A 21,776-nucleotide genomic window follows, 5' to 3' on the forward strand; every position below is an offset into this window, starting at 1 on the left:
AGTTCTCCGGTCGGATGACGATGGGAACACTTTATGGCCTCCCGGCTCTGCTGATAAGATGGCCAATCCCGTCAACACCGTTGCGCGCAGCGCAAAACTGAACATGGACAGGTTCGCGGAACTGAAGGCTTTTTGCACGGTCGCCGGCGGCGGCGGTTTCAGTTCGGCCGGGCGCCGGCTCGGTCTCGCCACGTCGTCGGTGACGCGGCTGGTGGACAGCCTGGAACGGCGCCTGGGCGCCGTGCTGCTGAACCGCTCCACCCGCAGCGTGACCCTGACCGACGCCGGCCGCGCCTATTACGAGCGCGCGCTGCGCCTGCTGGAGGAACTGGATGCAGCCGACGACGCCGCCGGCCCCCAAGCCGGCGAGCCGCGGGGATTGTTGCGCGTGGCGGCGCCGGTCACCTTCTGCGCCATGCACATCGCGCCCCTGCTGCCCGAGCTGGCGCGCCGCCACCCCAGGCTGGAACTGGATCTGCGCCTGAGCGACACGGTCAGCAACATGGTGGACGAGTCCATCGACGTGGCCATCCGCATCGGCTCGGCCGGCATGGCGCCCAACCTGATCGCGCGCCGGCTGGCCGCGCATGAGCGGGTCATCTGCGCCAGCCCGGACTACCTGGCCAGCCACGGCGAGCCGCGGGCGCCGGACGACCTGGCGCGCCACAACTGCATGCGGTTCGCCCACGGCGACGGGCGCCATGTCTGGCGCCTGAAACGCGGCGAGGAAGTATACGAGGTGCCGGTGCACGGCACGCTCACCGTCAACAACGCCGACGTGCTGCGCCAGGCCGCGCTGGGCGGCATGGGCCTGGCGCTGCTGGCGCGGTGGCTGGTGGGCCCGGAACTGGAGAGCGGCGCGCTGCGGCGGGTGCTGGCCGGCTACGACGCCAATCCCGGCCCCATGGACGTCGGCCTGTTCGCGATCTACCAGGCCAACCGGCGCGGCTCGGCCAAGATCAAGGCCTTCATCGACCTGCTGGAATCGGCGCTGGGCTCGGAACTTGGCCGCTCGCTCGGCTCGGGCGGCTTAAACTCCCCTGCGCAGCTCCGCCAGCTCAGGGCGCGGGCGGCACGATAGTGACGATGACGCGTCGGTAGCGCGTCAGCGCCGGACTGCCCTTATCGGTGACCTTTACGATGAAGTGGGCGGTCTCCGTCTTGCTTACCACTGGCGCCCGTGCCCCAACGGCATAAAGATTTTCCGCGGGACCCACCTTGATCTCCTCCCTGTAGCTGCCTGCTTCGGGATAGTGAAACCACAGGTAGCCCAAGCTATCCCCATCGGGGTCCGAGCTGCCGGCGGCGCTCAGCGTGAAGTCTTCGCCGGATTTGACGGTCAGCCGATCGCCATGGCCGAGCTTTACCACTGGTGGATGATTCGCCCCCTTGTATGGCTTGGTGGTCCAATCCATTCGAGCAGCGAAATCGTTCTGGAAGTCTTTGCGCCAGCGCCAGATGGTGGTCCTGTACCCGGTGGAGACCTTGTCGTGGGCGCGCACGGTGCGGAAAAAGTCGTTGTAGACCATCGGCCTGTAACTATCCACGGCGTTGGTCCAGATGGCACGAGGCTCTTGCAATACGGGTACGTTGCCGGTGAAGCCTTCCGGATTGGTAGTCTCCAACGCTGGCGTATACAACTCGTAGCGCCCACCCCAGCCACCCCAGTCCGGATGCTCGGGTGCGTTCAGGCCGTTTGGTATCAGGGACAGGAAGGATGGCGTATCGCCCTCCACGCTAAAAGCGACATCCGGATAGATCGCGCCCAGTGGTCCATGTCCCTGTTGAATATGCGTGGCGATCCAGTTGTTGCTCACTTCCGTGCTGTCGAAGCCCGGCTCGGTCGTGTGCATGCCAGTCCAGGTGCCGTTGCCATACCCGCCGGGGCTGACGATGTAAAACAGGTCGGGAAACCGGGTGCGTATCCAGATACCGGAATCGTCTTGATCGGAGATCGTGTAGACGCGCAACTTGCTTAGCAGGCGAGCGGTCTGCTCAGGCGTCCTGTCGTGGCTAATTCGATACAACGCTTGAGCAAGGGTATTGGCGCCTCCCCAGACCGAAACCCAAAGTGGCCGCGTATCATTTTTCTCCAGGGCCTTGATGATGGCGTCCGATCCCTGCGAGTCCCTGCCGTCGCCGACACCCTGCATGCCGTAGAGTGGCGAGCCAGAGCGCACCACCGCTTTCAGCGTCTCCGCTTTCGGGAAACCCGGTTCGTGCTTCAACAGATTGGGTTGTACCCGGCCATAGGCGTCGATGATCGCATGCATGGATTCCGGCGCGATACGCGACTTCTGATGCGTGGAGGTCGTGGCGACGATACCTTCGATATCGATCTGGTTCGCGTACAGAAGCAAGCGCACGAGCGACTGGCTGTCGTCGGGATCGGCCTCGATATCGCTGAGGACAATCAGGCGTTGTTTGGGTTCGGCGAAGCCAAGGGCCGGCACGCTAGCCAGTAACGCCGCCAACATCATTGGAAGTAGTCGCATCATCTCTGTATATCTCTTTATTTTGAATTGGGGGCTTACGGGGTTGCGCCCTTCACCAGCGCATCGAGGAGGTTCGGGTCGAGGACTGTATTATTGCGCCGGTCGATCAGGCCGCCCACGTCCCAATAGAACGGTATCAGTCCGTTGGCCACCGCCGCATGGGTTGCGTATTGAATGTAGTAGGCGCGCGACTTCTTATGCAGGGCCAGTGCGTCGCCCGTCAGATTGGTACGCAGCATCGCGGCGTACTCGCCGAGCACAACCGGAATGCCCTTGTCGACAAACTGCTGCCTGATCGACAAAAACTGCTGATCGACATAGGCCTCCTCGCCCCAAGTGGGGTTATGCGCGGTGTCCGTGGTCGAATGATTATCCTTGCCCCAGTAATAGAATTGATTGCCCCACCATTCATCTTTGTCCATCAAGGTGAAATTCCAGGGGTAAAAGTGCACCTCATACATCAGCTTATTGCTGACGGTGTCGGTCGGCATGACCGTCCACCACTTCGCTGATTTATCGATGTCCACGGCCGGTCCTTGCACCACCAGGACGCGGTAGGCATTCTTGCCGCCGGTGGCGCGCACCGCGTCGACGAAGGTCTGGTGGTAGGAATTGAGCACCGGCATTTGGGTGGCCGCGTCGACACTCGGCTCGTTGGCGCCGGCAAACATCAAATGCTCGTCGAAGTCGCGCAATTGCGTGGCGATCTGGGTCCAAAACGCCTTTTGCTTCTGATTCACCGCCACTTGCTTGTCGGGCTCGACGTTTCTTTCGAGCCAGCCGCCGTCCCAATGTATGTTCAAGAGCACATACATCTGATTGTCGACGCAGTACTTCACAACGCGCTTGACGCGGTCCATCCAGGCCTGGTCGATCTTGGCGGTCTGCTGGTTGGCGTACTGGTCCCAGGCAACCGGCAGCCGGATGGCGTTGAATCCGTTCGCCTTGGCCGCCTTGATCAGCTCCTCGGTGATCAGGGGATTGCCCCAGCTGGTTTCTCCGCCTATCGCCTCCATGGTGTTGCCAATATTTAAACCCAGACGTATACGGCTGGCGAGCTGGACAGCGGTGCTGCCCATGCCGGTCGCATCGGGCGCGATCGGATTCTGGTTGTAGTCGGGATAGAGACCGGCGGCCGGCGTCGTTGGAACCGGCGTCGTTGGAACCGGCGTCGTTGGACCTGGCGTGGTTGGAACTGGCGTGGTTGGACCCGGCGTCGTCGGAGCCGGTGTCGTCGGGGCTGGCGTCGTGCTGGCCGGCGCCGCGCTGCTGCCCGAGCCGCCGCCACAGCCGACGTTCAATGACAGAATTGCAATTAGTAAAAATGTACGACTGAGTTTCATCCTAACCTCGAAATGGTCATGCTGACAAATTGTCCTGCGGCCTATATGGTTTTCTTAGGCCAACTTTCAGCATAGGCAGGACGGCGCAGTCGTCGGTAGCGATTTTCCTGAAAATGCTAGCAGTGTGCGGATAGTTGAAAGACTTAGGGATTTACTTCTGTTTGCCGAAGGTTCTGAAGGCCTATGGGGGTCAGCCGTACTCATCCTTGAACAACTTATAGAAATTGGCAACTTTGCCATAACGAAATAGCGCGAATGGCGAAGATATTACAAGGGTGCAGATAATCGCATTGATACTGCACTTCCGTGCATTCGACTTGCGGCGACGGCGGCGCGGCCGCTGGCGCACAGGTGGTGGCGGGCCTGAACGGCGGCCGGTTAAAGCGAGCAATAGCAAAATCTGCACGAGTACCGATTCGGCCGTGCAGAATTTTCGCCCGAGGCCGTCATGGCAGGCTGAGGCGCATTTCAGCGTGTATTTTTGCCGCGATATTTGGGATAGACTCCGCCGGATTGCCAGACAGGTGGAGCCGACTTCCCGTCCCGCAAGCGCAAGCCTGCCTGTCAATAGACAGCATGCCCGACCTGGACGCCTGAGCGCAGCCAGCAATGCCGGCGGGCCGCGACCAGCACCGTGATCCAGGAATAGTTAATGAAAAAAGAGCAACTCTTCGCCCTGTCAGCGCTGCTGACTTCCTTGATGGCCGGCTGTGGCGGCGGCGGTGGCGGCACTGCCGCCGGCCCGGCTCCCGTGCAGCCTCTGCCTGCCCAGCCGGCGGCTCCCGCCCAGCCGCCCACCCTCCCGGAGCCAGCCACCCCCGCCCAGCCGGTGACCGGCCTGGGCAGCTGGACCAATGTGAAGTTCGGCGGCGGCGGCTATGTACCCGGCCTGGTGTTCCATCCCTCCAGCCCGGACGTCCTCTACGCACGCACAGATATGGGCGGCGCCTACCGCTGGAACGCGGCCACCTCGTCCTGGCGGCCGATCACGGACGGCTTCGGCGCCGCCGAAACCTTCCACCACGGCTCCGAGAGCATGGCGCTCGATCCGAACGACGACAAGCGCGTCTACATGAGCACCGGCATGTACCTCTCGGATAAAGCCGACGCGCGCCTGTACATTTCCACCGACCGCGGCGACAACTGGACCTACGTCAACTTGCCGTTCTCGGCGGCCAGCAACGCCCAGGGCCGCACCGTCGGCGAGCGCCTGATGGTCGACCCCAACAATCCCGCCATCCTGTTCTACGGAACGCGCACCACCGGCCTGTGGAAGAGCGCCGACCGCGGCCAGACCTGGCAACAGGTGGCCTCGCTGTCATCGCACAAGATGACCAAGGCGCAAATCGAAGCCGTCTTTTGGAGCGGCGTGGTCGGTGTCGAGCAAGTGATCTTCGACACTTCGACCAAGGGCACTGGTAGCGCTACCCAAACCATCTACACGGCCGTCGCGCCGGACTACGCGGCCGTGGCGGGTCTGGCCTACAGCATGTACAAGACCACCGACGGCGGCGCCACCTGGACCGGCATCGCCACCCCGGTGGCGGGCTACCATATCCCGCACATGGTGCGCGCCAAGGACGGCATGATGTACGTCGCCTTCACGCAGGGCACGGGCCCCGGCGCCAGCGGTTCGGCAAGGCTGTACAAGTTCGACGGCAGCAATTGGACCCTGCTCAAGAGCTATGATTCGTCGGCCGCGGGGACCGGCTTCGGCATGGGCGGCCTGTCCGTGTCCGGCACCGGCGCCACAACCCGCATCGCGCTCGGTGTCACCAATTCGTGGGGCAACTGGGAAGGACAGCCTATTGTGCAATTGTCGGACAACGCTGGCGCCACCTGGCGCGAGATTTCCGCCATGGCCCCGCACGGCGGCGACAAGGACGGCTGGTCGGGCTGGGTCGACGACGTCGAGATCGACCCGAACAATCCGGAACGCATCCTGCATGTGCATGGCGGGGGCGTGTGGGAAACCAGGAACGCGTCGGCGGCAAAACCCAGCTGGACCCACACCGCCGCCAACGGCATCGAGGAAACCGCGACACTGGCACTGATGGCGCCACCGCCGGGCGCCTCGTACAGCCTGCTCAACAGTTCCGGGGATATCGGCATGGTCATCCATACCGACCTCGCCACCGCGCCCGTGCGCGGTCCGAAGGGCTGGTTCGGCAACAGCAACAGCTCCGACATGGCCTGGTCCGATTCGGCTTACATCGCGACGATCGGCACCACCACCTGGAATCACCCCAACGTGGGTGGCGCCTACTCCACCGACTCGGGCCTGACCTGGACCGCTTTCCCAACCAACCACCCCGACGGCCTGGCCCATCAGGGCAACGACTCGACCCTGGCGGTCACCAAGCCGGGCCACATCGTCTGGGCGCCGTCCGGTTCCGTGCCGGCGTACACCACCAACCACGGGGCGAACTGGACCTACACCAATCTGCCGGCCGTGGCATCGGGCCGCGGCTACCGCCTGGCGGCCGACCGCAAGAATCCGAACCGGGTGTATGCGTACGAATCGGGCGGCGGCTGGTGGGGCCCGGCGCCGAAGTTCTACTCCTCCACAGACGGCGGCCACACTTTCACCGTCAGCAGCCAATTCTCCGCGGCGGGCCCGCGTCCCGAGTTTGTCCACAACACCTCGTTGGCCGTCAATCCCAACGCCGAAGGCGACGTGTGGGTGGCCGACGCGCACAACGTGTTCCACTCGACCGATGGCGGCGCCACCTGGACAAAGCTGGGCGTGACCGGGTCCATCTGGGGCTCCCATCCCACCTCGGAATGGCCCGAGGTGTATGGCGCCACCGCCATCGCCCTGGGCAAGGCGCCGGCCGGCGCGAGCTACTCGGCCTCGGTGTATCTGGTCGGCGTCATCAATGGCGTGTGGGGCGTGTACCGTTCCGACAACGGTGGCGGCAACTGGACCCGCATCAACGACGATAAGCATCAGTTTGGTGGTATCGGCGTCATCGCAGCCGATCAGAACATCGCCGGGCGCCTGTATATCGGCGGCAGGGGCCGCGGGGTGTTGTTCAATAACTAAAGGCAAGACAGGTGCGCTGGCGAACGAATGCGCCAAGGCGCTGAAATCATGACATCGATGATCTCCAAAACAACGTCGTCCCCGCTTTCCGCCAGGGCGACGTTGGTTTTTTGCGGCGCGAGTCTTGTTTCGCGATTTCCACGGGTGTGCCCGTCACTTCAACTAAATACTATAAACATGAACTTTAAAACAAAGATTTTATTGGCATCCATGTGCTGTTTATCAATGTTCGGAGTATCGGCGCAAAACCCCATCATACAAACCATGTACACAGCTGATCCGGCTCCAATTGTATTTGGAGACACCCTCTTCTTGTATGTCGGTCACGATGAAGACGACGCTCCCGCAAAAGGTTATTTGATGCGCGAGTACCGGCTTTTCACCACTACTGACATGGTCAATTGGACTGATCGTGGCGCCCCTTTGAAAACAAGCCAGATTTCCTGGTCCAATAACGATGCCAGCGCAGCACAACTTATTGAACGAAATGGAAAATACTATTGGTACTTTTCCACCAATGATAAAAATGGACCGGGCGGTGTTTCCGTCGGTGTAGCGGTCTCGGACTCTCCTTATGGTCCTTTTACAGACGCTTTAGGCAAGGCGCTTATAACGAACAGCATGACTACACATGCTCCGCATGGGTGGGATGATCTTGATCCAACCGTTTTTATAGATGACGATGGACAGGCCTATCTTTTCTGGGGAAACGGTGCTTGCTATTGGGTGAAATTAAAAAAGGACATGATTTCCCTTGATGGGGAAATTCAGTTTTTAGATATCAAAGATAAAACAGCTTTCGCAGGAAATTTCACCGAGGCTCCTTGGGTGTATAAGAGAAATAAGCAATACTATCTTGTTTATGCTGCGGAGTTTCCGGAAAATATTAGCTACTCCACTTCCAAGAACATCACTGGGCCGTGGAAACAACAGGGCATTCTCATGCCTACGGAAAAAGGCAGCAACACCAATCATGCGGGTATAGTTGATTACAAGAAAAAATCTTATTTTTTCTATCATAATGACGCATTGCCAGGTGGTCATAGTTACGACAGATCGGTTGCAGTGGAAGAGTTCACCTACAATCCCGACGGCACGATTCCAAAATTGAATATGACTGATGCCGGAATTACCAAAGGAGTGGGGACTTTAAATCCATACCAAAGAACAGAAGCCGAGACTATTGCCTTCTCAAAAGGCGTTAAAGCAATAGAAAGTAAAGAAAAAGGCGTAATCATTACGTCCATTCACAATGGTGATTACATAAAAATACGTGATGTGGATTTTGGAAAAACAGGTCCATCGTCGTTTAAGGCATCCGCATCCAGTCGTTATCACGGCGGGGCCATTGAAATTTACGCTGATGGCCTGAATGGAAAATTGCTAGGGACATTAAAAATTCCTTATACCGGCGAATGGGAAAACTGGAAAGAATTTTCAACGAATATAGAGAACATCAAGGATGTTCACGATATATATCTTGTCTTTAAAGGCGGCGAGCCACACGTGTTATTTAATTTTGATTACTGGCAGTTTATTAAATAGAAGTCTACAAGAGACCTGTATTGGATTGCTACAGTTATTACACAACCAACCAAAAACCTGTTAAATGAAATTTAAAACCGAGATTCCGTTGACAATAAAACCGGCACGTATTGCATTTGGAATAATCAGCCCCATTTTCGCCCTGTTTTTTTGGCTTGTTCCAGGCGTTGCCTTGGCGCAAGCAAAAAACCCATTGATTTTTGCTGATGTGCCTGATGCGGCCATGATCAGGGTTGGTTAAAATTTCTATATGAGCAGTACAACGATGCACATGAATCCGGGTGTGCCGATTATGAAATCCACCGATCTTGTCAATTGGAAACTGATCAACTATGCCTATGATACTTTGGCGGATTTGCCGGCGCTAAATTTGACAGACGGAAAAGGCATCTATAGTAGAGGTTCATGGGCAAGTAGTCTGCGCTACCACAAGGGCATGTATTATGTGACCACTTTTGCGCATGACATACCAGGTGAAACCTATATTTTCAAGACAAAAGATATAGAAAAAGGAAATTGGCAAAGAGTTTCTTTTAAGCCATCGTATCATGACAATTCTCTGTTTTTCGATGATGATGACAAGGCCTATCTAATTCATGGCGCAAATAGACTAAAGATTGTTGAATTAAATGAGAATCTGACAGGCGTTAAACCAGGCGTTCCGGAGCGGGATCTCATCGAGAACTCCAGCGCCCCATGCGGAAAAAATGCGAGCCTTGAGGCTAAAGGATCTCAATTATTCAAAGTAAATGGGAAATACTATTTATTTAATATTTGCGCGTCAGAGAACTGGGGGATGCGGACTGCGATTATACATAGGGCAGATAATATCAACGGCCCCTGGGAAGGAAAAATTGCCTTTCGAGATCTGGGAATTGCTCAAGGAGGCTTGATAGACACTCCCGATGGGCGCTGGTTTTCTTATCTTTTCCGCGATTTTGGCGCTGTTGGGCGAATTCCCTATCTCATTCCTGTAAAGTGGGAAAATGGTTGGCCCGTATTGGGAGAAAATGGCAAAGCCCCGGAGAATTTGGACCTGCCAGCCAGTACAGGTTTAATTCCGAATTTGGTTGCTTCCGATGAATTCGATCGCAAAAACGTAGAGGCAGCATTACCATTGGTTTGGCAATGGAACCATAATCCGGATAATACGCTTTGGTCTGTAAAAGAAAGAGAAGGATTCTTGCGCCTCAAAACAGGGAAACCAGTCCCTGATTTCCTTCTAGCCAGAAACACGCTTACACAACGCACTATTGGCCCAACTAGCTCAGCTTCTGTTGCTCTGGATGTTACAAAAATGAAGGAAGGTGATTTTTCCGGATTATCAGCGTTACAAAGCGAATACGGATTGGTCGGGGTGAAAGTTGAAGGGGATAAAAAGTCGATAGTCATGATCATGACTGATAAGGATAAACCCGTTGAAGTACAGCGAATTCCATTACTTCAAAATAATATATATTTCAAAATCAATTGCGATTTCACCAATAAAAAAGATGAAGCCAATTTCTTCTACAGTTTAGATGGACAAGTTTGGAAGCCGATAGGTGGAACTTTAAAAATGAAGTACACCATTCCGCATTTTATGGGCTATCGTTTTGGTCTATTCAACTATGCCACGAGGAATACGGGTGGATATGTCGATTTTGATTGGTTTAGAATTAAATACCAAGATGAATTGTGATGACAAACAGAAATTTTGGAGGTGCATGACCGGAGAGCGGCCCTCAGGCGCGTGAGCGGCCTAACACTTTTGGCACACTTCGTTCAGAAATCAGCGAGGTGCAGAAGTCATTGCACCCTGTCTTATCCGTATACACGTGTTTCGGTCTATGCTTCGTTCCGAGGCGGAATCGGCAGATCACGGGAAAATAGTTGAACTCTGCAAATAATTTTTTGACGCGCCAAATAGAGGAAGATATTAATGAAACTAAAAAAATGCGGTATGGGAGTGAGCCTATGGGCTGCCTTGGTGGGATGTGGTGGGAACATTGCAATTGCCAACAGCACCACCGAGCCTGCGGCGGCGCCCGCCAAGCTGGCGTTTAACTGGACTTCGAGCCCGCAACTTATTGCGCCTCAACCAGTTCCCAATCAGACAATTTACGGTGTGAAAGATCCTTCGATTGTTTACGCGAACGGCAAATATCACGTGTTTATCACAACGGCCGGATCCGCTGGCTGGGGTCTTGGGTACACAAGCTTCGACAAGTGGTCGGACGCGCCGGCCGCGAAAATAGTCCCACTTGACAAGTCCCCTATGGGGCCGGGTTATCGCGCGGCGCCGCAGGTATTCTATTTCGCTCCGCAGAAGACATGGTATCTCGTATATCAAGGTGCCGATCCGCTGTATTCAACCTCGAAAGATATCGGCGACCCGTTGTCCTGGAGCGCGCCGAAAAAGTTCTTTCCAGTCGAACCCGACATCGTCAAGGCTCCGCTGGGCGTTGGCTGGCTGGATTTTTGGGTGATCTGCGATGACAAAAAATGCTATATGTTCGGCACCGACGATAATGGACGTTTGCTTCGGTCCGAAACCGAGTTAAGCCAGTTCCCGAATGGTTTCCGTAACACTGTCGCCGTCATGAACGAAAAAAAGGAAGACGTGTTCGAGGCGAGCAATACCTACAAGATCGCCAACACGAATACCTACATTACGCTGGTGGAGGCGATATCGCCAAAAGGGCGCTACTTCCGGATCTGGAAGAGCGATAGCCTGGACGGAAAATGGGAGCCCTTCTCTTCCGCGCCAATGAACGCTTTCGCGACTAGCGATAATGTTGGACAGATCTGGTCGGAAGGGATTTCCCACGGTGAATTGGTACGGACCAATACCGATCAAACGATGACAATCGACCCTTGCCGGCCGCTCGAATACCTCTTCCAGGGGAATGACCCTGCGGTGCGTGTGGACGATTACATCAAAATTCCGTACCGCTTGGGTGTTATCACGGCGAAGGGTGAAAATCCGGTAAGCGCACTCTGCCGCTGATCCAGCGCCGTCATCTCACTGGGAATCGTTCCGGCGGTGCGCCCATGCGCCTACGTCAAGCGCTTCCTGCAAGAGCTGCCGCGCAGCTGGCGGCTCTGTAGCAACCTTTAAACAACAAAGTCTTGGACTCCCTTTCTGTATGAACATCATCAAACACAGCCTCGCCGTTCTCGGCATGATCGCGGCGCCGGTTTTTGCCGCCGGCCAGGTCAGCATCAGCATCGACGCCGGTAAACCCGGCCCTGTCATCAACAAGAACGTGTATGGCCAGTTCGCCGAACACCTCGGCACCGGCGTCTACGAGGGCATGTGGGTCGGCCCGAAGTCGAACATTCCCAACACCAGGGGCTGGCGCAATGACGTCGTCGGCGCGCTCAAGGAATTGCATGTGCCGCTGGTGCGCTGGCCGGGCGGCTGCTTCGCCGACACATACCATTGGCGCGACGGCATAGGCCCGCAGGATACGCGCCCGAGCAACGTCCACGGGAGCAACGTGGAGGCGATCAACGCCGTCGGCACCCACGAATTCTTCGACCTGATCGACATGCTGGGCGCCGACGCCTACATCAACGGCAACGTCGGCACCGGCAGCGTGCAGGAGATGTCCGACTGGGTCGAGTACATGACTTCGGACGGCGGCTCGCCCCTGGCCAGGCTGCGCGCCCAGAACGGGCGCGAAAAGCCGTTCAAAGTCGCCTACTTCGGTATCGGCAATGAGTTGTGGGGCTGCGGCGGCAACATGAAGCCCGACTACTACGCGAACCTGTACAGCAATTACGAGCATTTCCTGAGGGCGCCCGAGAAGGCCAGGCCGAAAATGATCGCCAGCGGCGGCAGTGGCTTCGACACCGCGTGGACCCAAGCCCTGAGCAAGGAACTGAAGGGCCGCACGATCGGCATCACCGTCCACCAGTATACGGTCCCGACCGGCAACTGGGACGTCAAGGGCAAGGACCTCGGCTTCAAGGAAGGCGAGTGGATCTCGACGCTTGCCAATACCATGAAAATGGACCAGCTTGTCAAAGATCACGTGGCCGTGCTGGACAAGAACGATCCCGAGAAGAAGATCGGACTGATGATCGACGAGTGGGGCACCTGGTATGACGAAGAAGGCAGAAGCGCGCTGTTCCAGCAGAACTCCCTGCGCGACGCGCTCGTGGCGGCGCTCAACTTCCACATCTTCCATCAGCACGCGGAGCGGGTCCCCCTGACCACCATCGCCCAGATGGTCAACGTCCTGCAGGCGATGATCCTGACCGACAAGGAGAAGATGGTCCTGACCCCGACCTACTACGCCTTCCAGATGTATGTGCCGTTCCAGGATGCCAAGTCGCTGCCGCTGGCGATCAAGGACAACACCAGCTACACCCTGGGCGCGGTGACCATTCCGGGCGTGAGCGCTTCGGCGGCACGCGCCAAGGACGGCAAGGTATATCTGTCGCTGGTCAACACCGATCCGTCCAAGGCGGTCGATGTCGCCGTCGACGTCGCCGGCACGAAGGTAAAAGGTGCGGCCGGCAAGGTGCTGACCTCGGCCGCGATGGATGCGCACAACACGTTCCAGAACCCGCAGGCCATCAAGCCGGCGGCGTTCAGCGCGGGTGCCGCGGGCGGCAAGCTGTCGATCAAGGTGCCTGCCAAGGCCGTGATGGTGGTCGCTTTGGAGGAGTAAACGCCTCGCGCGCAGGGCGTGATGCCTTCAGCACGCACGCCCTGCGCTTCAATCGCCTATCCGCTTTTCAACGCTCATTTTCCGACGCTCATGAAAAAAACAAGCTGCTCCGCCGTCGTGCTCTTGTCCGTGTTGGCTACGCTGCCCGCGGCCTCGTTCGCGGTCAACCCGGTTATTCAAACGATGTATACGGCCGATCCGGCCCCTATGGTCCATAAGGGCACGCTCTACCTGTTTTCCAGCCACGACGAGGACGTCGGGGAAAAGAACAACTTCAACATGAAGAACTGGGTGCTCGCCACGACGACGGACATGGTGAACTGGACCCAGCATGGCGTGATCGCCTCGCTCCGGGATTTCCCCTGGGCCGCCAAGGAGATCTCCGGCTGGGACGGTTTTGACAACGGCGCCTGGGCTCCCCAGGTGATCGAGAGGGATGGCAAATGGTATCTCTATGGCCCGGTGCAAGGCCGGGGCATAGGCGTGCTGGTGGCCGATAATCCCCTGGGGCCCTACACCGATCCCATCAAAAAACCGCTGATCGCGGGCCACGCCGGCGGCCTGTACGACAGCATCGATCCGACCGTGTATATCGACGACAAGGGCCAGGCCTATCTCGCCTGGGGCAATCCCAATCTGTGGTCGGTGAAGCTGAACAAGGACATGATTTCCTACGACACCAGCGTCGGGGAGAACGGCATCATTGGCCATCCGATGACCGTCAAGGCCCTGGGGGAGCGCAACCCTCCGGACAAAGAAGGCACCACGCTGCCAAAGCCCGCCCTGCGCGGCACATCCTACGAAGAGGGTCCCTGGCTCTACAAGCGCAACAATCTCAATTACCTGTTTTTCGCCGCTGGCCCCATCCCTGAGCATCTCGCCTACTCCACCGGTCCCACAGCCGAAGGCCCGTGGACCTACGGCGGCGTTGTCATGACGCCGCAAAGCGCCTTCACCAACCACCCGGGCGTGGTCGATTACAAGGGCAAGACCTACCTCTTCTACCACAACGCCGCGCTGCCGGGAGGCGACGGCTTCAAACGTTCCGTGTCCGTCGACGAGTTGAAGTTCAACCCGGATGGCTCGGTCCCGACGGTGCAGCCGACCAAGGAAGGGCCGGCACCGGTCGCCACCCTCGATCCCTACAAGCGAGTGGAAGCCGAGACCATCGCCTGGTCTTCCGGCGTCAAAATCGAGCCCAGCAGCGCCGGCGGCCAGAACGTGCGGGACATCCACGACGGCGACCACATCCGGGTGCGCAATGTCGATTTCGGCGCGACCGGCGCGCGCGCCTTCATGGCCAGCCTCTCCAGCACGGTCAAGGCGAAGCAGGCCACCGGGGCGAAGATCGAGATTCGTTTGGACAAGCTCGACGGCCAGTTGATCGGCACGCTGCCGGTCTCGGGAACCGGCGGCGAATGGAAGCCGCAGTCCGTGCTGGTTTCCGGCGCCTCCGGCGTCCACGATCTCGTCTTCGTGTTCCGCGGTGCGGCCGGCGAAGAACTGTTCAAGTTCGATTACTGGCAATTCTCCCAGCGCGCCTCCGTCGCGTCCCAGCCCCTTCCGGCGGCACCGGCGAATCCTGCCCATAATCCCCTTATCTGGGCCGACGTCCCGGACATCTCACTCATCCGCGTAGGAAAAACCTACTATATGAGCAGCACGACGATGCACATGAGCCCGGGCCTGCCGATCATGAAGTCGACGGACCTGGTCAACTGGAGCATGGCCTCCTACGCCTATGAAACCCTGGCCGACAACGAAGCCTTCCGTCTCGAAAACGGCAAAAACGCCTACGGCGCCGGCTCCTGGGCCAGCAGCATCCGTTACCACGACGGCGTGTTTCACGCCACGACTTTCGCCGCCACCACCGGAGGACGCACCCATGTCTTCACCACGCGCGATCCGGAGCGCGGCCCGTGGAAAGAGACCAATTTCGAGCCCTTGATGAATGACCACAGCCTGTTTTTCGACGACGACGGTCGCGCTTACATGGTTTGGGGCTGCAATCGCATCATGCTCACCGAGCTGAAATCCGATCTCTCCGGCGTCAAGCCCGGCGGCGTGAACAAGGCCATCATCGAACAGGTCAACGCCCTCTTCGGCGCCGACCAGGGCGGGCTCTGTGGCGAGGGCTCGCAGCTTTCCAAGATCAACGGCCGCTACTACCTCTTCAACATCGCCTCGCCCAAGACCCGCTGGGCGCGCACCGTCGTCGTCCACCGCGCCGACGCGATCGACGGGCCCTATGAGGGCCGCATCGTGCTCGATGACCGCGGTATCGCCCAGGGCGGCCTCGTCGACACCCCGGAAGGCAAATGGTACGCCTATCTGTTCAAGGACAACGGCGCCGTCGGTCGCGTCCCCTACCTCGTGCCCGTGACCTGGAAGGACGGCTGGCCCGTGCTCGGCCAGGACGGCGAGGTGCCCATGACGCTCGACATCCCCGCCGGCGCACAGGGCGCCTCCGGCGCCTCCGGCATCGTCGCCTCCGACGAGTTCGACCGCCCGCCCGGCGCCCCGGCCCTGCCCCTCGCCTGGCAATGGAATCACAATCCCGAGCCTCGCAACTGGTCGCTCACCAAGCGCCCGGGCTACCTGAGCTTCATCACCAGCCGGGTCGATTCCAGCCTGCCCGAGGCCAGGAATACCCTCACCCAGCGCACGTTTGGCCCTGACAGTTTCGCCACCACCAGTATCGACGTGAGCGGCATGAAAGACGGCGACTGGGCCGGCCTGTCCGCTTTTCAGAAAAAGTATGGGTTTGTCGGCGTAAAAATGAGCGGCGGCGCCAGATCTCTCGTCATGGTGAGCGCCGACTCCGACCAGCCCGAGGAGATCGCCTCCATTCCCCTCTCCGGCAAAACCGTTCACCTCAAGGTCGAATGCGAATTTCAGTCCGCGCCTGAAGACGCCCGCTTCGGCCTCGACGAGGGTGGCGCAAAGACCTACGGCATACCAGGGGCGCCTGAAGTGGCCCGCTTCTCCTACAGCCTCGACGGCAAATCCTGGACCCCCATCGGTCGTCCCTCGCGCCTTGCCTACACCTTCCCGCACTTCATGGGTTACCGCTACGCGCTCTTCTTTTATTCAACCAAGACCGCCGGCGGCCGTGTCGACTTCGACTACTACCGGATCGGGCAAAGCGGCGGCTCCCGCTGACCGCCGCCCGCCTTTTCGCCTCACGCAGGACTGAACGCGCAGCTCCTAATTTTCCAAGAAAAGGTGTGGGGCTGATCGGTCTGCTTGCTGCTTCGACAATCCGGGGATGAGCACCGAAATTGCGCGAATGGCGAAGACATTACAAGGGTGCTGAAAGTCGTATTGATACTGCATTTCCTTGCATTCGACGTGCGGCGACGGCGGCGCGGCCGCTGGCCCACAGGTGGCGGCGGGCTCGAACGGCGGCCTGTTAAAGCGAGCGATAGCAAAATCTGCACGAGTACCCACACCGGCCGTGCAGAATTTTCGCCCGAGGCCGTTATGGCCCGCGTCGGCGCATTTCAGCATGTATTTTTGCCGCAATATTTGGGATAGACTCGACCCGTTTGCTGGGCAGGTGGGCCTGCTCTCCGTCCTGCAAGCGAAAGAACCCATAATATTAAAATGATGGAGATAACAGAAATGAACAAGAAACGTTTGATCACGATTAAATTGGCTCAATAAAACTTCCACCCCGCTAGCCCGCGCCGGTCACCGGCGCCTTCGGTCCCGAAGGCGCCTATCGCGGCGTGCACGCATGGCCCTCCGGTCCCAACGATGGCGACCTGGCCTGCATGAGTACCGGGATGGACTCCAATGCCCCCCGGCCGCCTGTACGAGAACTCGAACGGCTACCAGATTGCGCCATTCACCATGTGGTCAAGCTTTGATTGATTTTATTGTCTGTTGAAACATATGTGCCCTATACCGCCAGAAACCAGTTTGCCCCCGTCCGCACCTGAAAGTGATCCGCGCTGGCAGCGCAAGCACAATCGCTACGCCATCGGCGTTGTGATTTTCCTCCACGTGGCGCTGGGAATGTTCTTGATGCTGGGGACCTTGCGTAAGCCCTCGCCCAAACCGGAGGCGCGCAGTGTCGATGTCGTCTACCTCGAGACGAAAGTGCCGGAAAAGAAGATTCCGGAACCTCCCCCCGAGCCAAAGCCAGTCGAGCCTCCGCCGATCGATGTCCCTCGCCTACCGGATCTGCCTCCCGTCAAGGTAACTGAAAGCCCGGTGCCCGCGCCGCCCGCCGCCAATGCTCCGGCGCCGGCGCCGGCGCCGGCAGCCGCTGCCGCCCCTCCTCCCCCGCCGCCGCCCCCGCCCGTGGCCAAAGCGACCGAGAGCACGCCGCCCAAGCTGTTCGAAGAATGCTCCGAAGAGTCGGATCGGCATATGATCGCCGACGTATACCGCCTTGCTGCCAACACCCAATCGGTGACGGAAATACGCCGGCGCAAGCCGAACCAGCGTGTTTGCATGGCCCAGCTCAATATCACGCCGCGCTCCTTCAAGGAAGGCTTTCCCGGCCTGGGCTCGACGAACGAATGGTTCGGCCTGGATATTCGCTTCACCGTCAATATTACGGAAACCGCCACGTATGAACTGATGCTGCTGGCCGACGATGGTGCCATCCTCAGTGTCGACGATGTCAACGTGATCGACAACGATGGCATCCACGCCCCGACACCCGTGGCGACCAAGCTCAAGCTGGAAAAGGGCTTGCGCAATTTCCGCGTGCGCTACTTCCAGGGTCCGGGACCGGATCTGGCATTGATGCTTGCGTGGAAAAAGCCCGGCATGGCCGATTACGGCTACATCCCGCGCAGCCTGATAGGGCGGCCGCCGGGCGCCATGCTGGCATCGAGCCAGCCCAAGGAATGAGCGCCCACGCATAATGATGTGCGCAACGGCGCGGCCGGTCACTTCAATTCGCTCTGGCTGGACGAACGACGATTCCAGCACACTGCCCGCCGCCGGCGTGATAACGAGGAGAAATACATGAACAGCGCTTACAAACGCATCGTCGTCGTCGGCGGCGGCACCGCCGGATGGATGACGGCCGTCGGGCTGGCGACCGCGCTACCGGCCTGCAAGGTGGAACTGGTCGAATCGGAAGAGATCGGCATTGTGGGTGTCGGCGAGGCGACCTTCCCGATGATCCGCGCATTTCACAAGTCGACCGGCATTGACGAGGCCGAGTTCCTGCGCGCCACCAATGGCACCTTCAAGCTCGGCATCGAGTTTCGCGACTGGCGCGCCAAGGGCCAGCGCTTCTTCCATACCTTTGGCAATTTCGACGACCTGACCGGCCCCGCCTGCCTGTGGGGCCAGTACCGCCGGGTCAACGCCCCCACGCTGGGCCCGCTGAGCGAGCAATGCCTGCCCAGCGTGATGGCCAGCCAGGGCCGCTTCGCCCCGCCGCCCAAAGAACAAGCCAATCTGTATAGCTACGCTTACCATTTCGATGCCAACCTGTACGCGGGCTTCCTGCGTGGCATCGCGCTCAAGAGGGGCGCGCGGCGCACCGAAGGGCGCATCGTCGAGGTCAAGCGCCGCGCCGACGGCGGCGTCGACCAGCTCAAGCTCGAAGATGGCCGCGTGGTGGCCGGCGACCTGTTTATCGACTGCTCCGGCTTTGTTTCCCTGCTGCTGGGCCGCGCCCTGGAAGAGCCTTTCGTCGATTTCAGCCGCTGGCTGCCGGTCGACCGGGCCTGGGCCGTGCCGAGCGAGCCGAGCGGACCCGAGCTCACGCCGCACACCGTCGCCACCGCGCTAGAAGCGGGCTGGACCTGGCGGATCCCGCTCAGCAACCGCATCGGCAACGGCCACGTGTTCGCCTCCCGCTACATCGACGAAGAGCGCGCGCGCACCCAATTGCTCGAACAGCTGGACGGCCCGGCCCTGGCAGAACCGCGCCTGCTGCGTTTTACCACCGGCCACCGCGAGCGCTTCTGGGTCCACAACGTGGTCGGGCTGGGCTTGTCGTCGGGCTTTTTGGAACCGCTCGAATCGACCAGCATCCTCCTGATCCAGCGCGGCCTGGAAAAAATGATCGAACTGCTGCGCCCAGGCGCCCGGCCCGCCGCGGCGGCCGTGGCCAACTACAACAGGGGCATGACCAGGGTGTTCGAGCGCATCCGCGACTTCCTCATCCTGCACTATTGCCTCACCGAACGCCGCGACAGCCAGCTGTGGCGCGACATGGCCAGCATGGAACTGCCAGAGACGCTGGACTTCAAGCTGCACGCCTGGCGCCAGACCGGCTCGCTGAACATGAACGGGGAAGAAGGTTTCGAAGCCACCAGCTGGCTGGCGATCCACGCCGGCATGGGGAACTGGCCCGTACGCGCCGACCCCGTGCTCGCCGAGGTGCCGGCCGCGGAAGCGTTGCAAGCCCTGCACCAGCGGCGCGACCATTACGCCGCCGTCGTGGCGACCATGCCGACCCATGAAGCTTTCCTGCGCCGCATGCTTGGGCGCTGAGCCGACAACGCCGCACCAGCTCCTGCAGCGCATCGCCAAGCCTTGTTAACCTCTCGCAGGTTTGGGGGCCATGGTCTGAGCTGTTCGCCATCACACTCGCACCTTGCGCGACCTTTTATCTAATAGCGTTCTTATAACTCTGTCGTCACCCATCGAGTTGGCAGGCGAGCAGAAAAAGGACGCGGGATGGTAAGCACCGAAATAGCGCGAATGGCGAAGATATTACAAGGGTGCAGATAATCGCATTGATACTGCACTTCCTTGCGTTCGATATGCGGCGACGACGGCGCGGCCGCTGGCGCACAGGTGGTGATGGGCGCGAACGGCGGCCTGTTAAAGCGAGCAATAGCAAAATCTGCACGAGTACCGATACCAGTCGTGCAGAATTTTCACCCTAGGCCGTCATAGCGGGCGGCGGCGCATTTCAGCGGGTATTTTTGCCGCAATATTTGGGATAGACTCGGCTGGTTTGCTGGGCAGGTGGGGCCTCCCCCGTCCCGCAAGCGGGCGGGCCGCGACCACCACTGTAAAAGATGTAGTACCTGAACATTTCAGAAAAGGCTGTCTCGCGAGCGTGCTTTCATGTGCACCCATAATATTTATAATGACGAGGTAATTGAGATGAAGAAAATTAGCTTAATCAGAACGACTCTTCTGATAGCTTTATTAGGAACCGTTGCGAGCGTACAAGCTAAAAAGACTTGCGATCCAACCCCGATAGAACCCTATATTAAATTGTCTGGCGTCTCGACTGGCACCGCAAGCGTGACGGTTAATTCCGGCACTCAAATCACATTGTCGCCCGAGCCAAAAAAGCATGGGTCCTGGTCATGGAGTGGCACCTGCGGGACATCAGGTTCCGCGCGTGAACAGACAATAAGCCCAACCTCCAGCTGTATTGCAACAGCTGTCTATACCAATAAGTGCGACGCAGAAACCACGCAAGATTTTACGGTTAAGGTTCCCCTTTATCCTAGCTATAATACCAGTCCAATTGCTCCGGATGCGACCGGCATGAGCAGTAACGCTACCCAGTTGGCTGCCAAAATGAAGCTGGGAACTAACATTGGAAATACAATGGAAGCTTGGGGTTGCAGCACACCGTCAGAGACTTGCTGGGGCCAGCCGATGGTGTCTGCCGCTTATGTCAAATTGGTCAAGGACAGCGGTTTTGACTCGATTCGAATTCCCGTATCCTGGGATCAGTATGCCGATCAGACCACTGGCAAAATTAGTGACGCCTGGCTCAACCGCGTGAAGGAAGTGGTGCAGTATGCGGTGGATAACGGGCTCTACGTGATCGTTAATATCCATTGGGATGGTGGTTGGTTGGAGCGTAATTTTTCCGAAGAAAAGAAGGAAGCTGTCAACGCCAAACAGAAAGCCTACTGGGAGCAAATTGCCACGCATCTGCGTGACTTTGACGAGCATGTCTTGTTTGCTGGCGCCAACGAGCCTGATGCTCACTCTGCGGCCGAAATAGCCGTTCTTGACAGCTATCACCAAACATTTGTCGATGCGGTTCGTTCGACGGGTGGTAAAAACGCTTATCGCGTGCTGGTGATCCAAGCCCCAAGAACCAACATCGATCTGGCTGCCAATGATTGGCATGTCATGCCGACCGACACGGTAACGGATCGCCAAATGGCTGAAGTTCATTTTTACCCATGGAGTTTTACGCTCCAGAGTCAAGATGAATGGTATTCACAGATGTTTTATTACTGGGGCAACGGCTACCATTCGACGACCGATACTTATCGTAACTCGACGCGGGAGGAAGAAGCTTTTGTCGATGCAGAATTTGCTAAGATGAAAGCAAAATTTGCGGACCGAGGGATTCCAGTTGTGTTGGGGGAGTATGGTGCTATGTTGCGTACTTGTCGAGTCCCGTTTGATCATAAACACGTTTAACGAATAATTCGGGCTTCTGCCGCTGCCATTCCTTGAGCGCTTGGATCGGTGTCCTGGTGCCGATGGCGCGTTGTGGAATATGGTGGTTGTAGAGCTTGAGGTAGTTCAGCAAAGTCGTCTCCAGATCGGCCCTGCTATCGAAACGAGTCTGCCGCAGCAGTTCGTTAATCCGGCCATTAAACCGCTCCACCATGCCATTGGTTTGTGGATGACGCGGCGGCGCCAGGCGGTGCTCGACAGCGATGGCCGCGCAGGCCTTGTCGAAGGCGTGCTGGCCGCTGGGCTTCTTGTCCTTGGCCGCGAAGCG

General features: G+C 58.5%; 15 protein-coding genes. 11 read left to right on the forward strand and 4 right to left on the reverse strand.

The window, feature by feature from the left end:
* Window positions 1-103: 103 nt before the first annotated feature.
* Complete coding sequence (locus BM436_RS19990) at window positions 104-1,081, forward strand: LysR substrate-binding domain-containing protein (RefSeq protein WP_093557308.1); 978 nt, start codon at window positions 104-106, stop codon at window positions 1,079-1,081.
* On the opposite strand, the gene BM436_RS19995 is transcribed toward BM436_RS19990, so the two are convergent.
* A complete protein-coding gene (locus BM436_RS19995) occupies window positions 1,059-2,498 on the reverse strand; it encodes a DUF1593 domain-containing protein (RefSeq protein ID WP_093557291.1) in 1,440 nt (479 codons plus the stop codon). The genes BM436_RS19990 and BM436_RS19995 overlap by 23 nt on opposite strands.
* A gap of 32 nt (window positions 2,499-2,530) precedes the next feature.
* Window positions 2,531-3,838 (reverse strand): glycoside hydrolase family 5 protein, encoded by a 1,308-nt coding sequence (locus tag BM436_RS20000; protein WP_218164889.1) that lies wholly within the window; start codon window positions 3,836-3,838, stop codon window positions 2,531-2,533.
* A gap of 652 nt (window positions 3,839-4,490) precedes the next feature.
* On the opposite strand from BM436_RS20000, the gene BM436_RS20005 reads away from it, so the two are divergent.
* The 7 genes from BM436_RS20005 to BM436_RS37570 all read left to right on the forward strand — a co-directional run bounded on the left by BM436_RS20005 (window position 4,491) and on the right by BM436_RS37570 (window position 16,252).
* Window positions 4,491-6,884, forward strand: coding sequence for a sialidase family protein (locus tag BM436_RS20005; protein ID WP_093557293.1), 2,394 nt, complete (start codon window positions 4,491-4,493; stop codon window positions 6,882-6,884).
* Window positions 6,885-6,932: 48 nt separating this feature from the next.
* Entirely contained in the window at window positions 6,933-8,429 is a 1,497-nt protein-coding gene (locus BM436_RS20010) for a glycoside hydrolase family 43 protein (RefSeq protein WP_218164890.1), read from the forward strand.
* Between the two features lie 64 nt (window positions 8,430-8,493).
* A complete protein-coding gene (locus tag BM436_RS37565; protein WP_218164891.1) occupies window positions 8,494-8,670 on the forward strand; it encodes a hypothetical protein in 177 nt (58 codons plus the stop codon).
* 9 nt (window positions 8,671-8,679) lie between these two features.
* Window positions 8,680-10,110, forward strand: coding sequence for a glycoside hydrolase family 43 protein (locus tag BM436_RS20015; RefSeq protein ID WP_259741438.1), 1,431 nt, complete (start codon window positions 8,680-8,682; stop codon window positions 10,108-10,110).
* Window positions 10,111-10,350: 240 nt separating this feature from the next.
* A complete protein-coding gene (locus BM436_RS20020) occupies window positions 10,351-11,418 on the forward strand; it encodes a glycoside hydrolase family 62 protein (RefSeq protein WP_218164893.1) in 1,068 nt (355 codons plus the stop codon).
* Window positions 11,419-11,557: 139 nt separating this feature from the next.
* The gene (locus BM436_RS20025) at window positions 11,558-13,090 is read left to right on the forward strand and encodes an alpha-N-arabinofuranosidase (RefSeq protein WP_093557296.1); all 1,533 of its coding nucleotides are present in this window, start codon (window positions 11,558-11,560) and stop codon (window positions 13,088-13,090) included.
* Window positions 13,091-13,111: 21 nt separating this feature from the next.
* Window positions 13,112-16,252, forward strand: coding sequence for a family 43 glycosylhydrolase (locus BM436_RS37570; RefSeq protein ID WP_218164894.1), 3,141 nt, complete (start codon window positions 13,112-13,114; stop codon window positions 16,250-16,252).
* A gap of 45 nt (window positions 16,253-16,297) precedes the next feature.
* On the opposite strand, the gene BM436_RS36315 is transcribed toward BM436_RS37570, so the two are convergent.
* Window positions 16,298-16,600, reverse strand: a complete 303-nt coding sequence (locus tag BM436_RS36315; RefSeq protein ID WP_143133240.1) for a hypothetical protein — start codon at window positions 16,598-16,600, stop codon at window positions 16,298-16,300.
* Between the two features lie 414 nt (window positions 16,601-17,014).
* On the opposite strand from BM436_RS36315, the gene BM436_RS20035 reads away from it, so the two are divergent.
* The 3 genes from BM436_RS20035 to BM436_RS20045 all read left to right on the forward strand — a co-directional run bounded on the left by BM436_RS20035 (window position 17,015) and on the right by BM436_RS20045 (window position 21,469).
* On the forward strand, window positions 17,015-17,956 hold the full coding sequence (locus BM436_RS20035; RefSeq protein ID WP_143133241.1) for a PA14 domain-containing protein: 942 nt from the start codon (window positions 17,015-17,017) through the stop codon (window positions 17,954-17,956).
* A gap of 117 nt (window positions 17,957-18,073) precedes the next feature.
* Window positions 18,074-19,558: a tryptophan halogenase family protein gene (locus BM436_RS20040; protein WP_093557298.1), complete on the forward strand. Its 1,485-nt coding sequence runs from the start codon at window positions 18,074-18,076 to the stop codon at window positions 19,556-19,558.
* Window positions 19,559-20,179: 621 nt separating this feature from the next.
* Window positions 20,180-21,469 carry a glycoside hydrolase family 5 protein gene (locus tag BM436_RS20045; RefSeq protein ID WP_218164895.1) on the forward strand — a complete coding sequence of 430 codons (1,290 nt, stop codon included), beginning with the start codon at window positions 20,180-20,182 and terminating at the stop codon, window positions 21,467-21,469.
* Here BM436_RS20045 and BM436_RS20050 read toward each other — a convergent pair.
* The coding region (locus BM436_RS20050; RefSeq protein ID WP_143133242.1) for an integrase core domain-containing protein at window positions 21,423-21,776 on the reverse strand (354 nt) is incomplete at its 5' end. The genes BM436_RS20045 and BM436_RS20050 overlap by 47 nt on opposite strands.

The organism is Pseudoduganella namucuonensis (genome assembly GCF_900116645.1).
Taxonomy (GTDB): Bacteria; Pseudomonadota; Gammaproteobacteria; order Burkholderiales; family Burkholderiaceae_D; genus Rugamonas; species Rugamonas namucuonensis.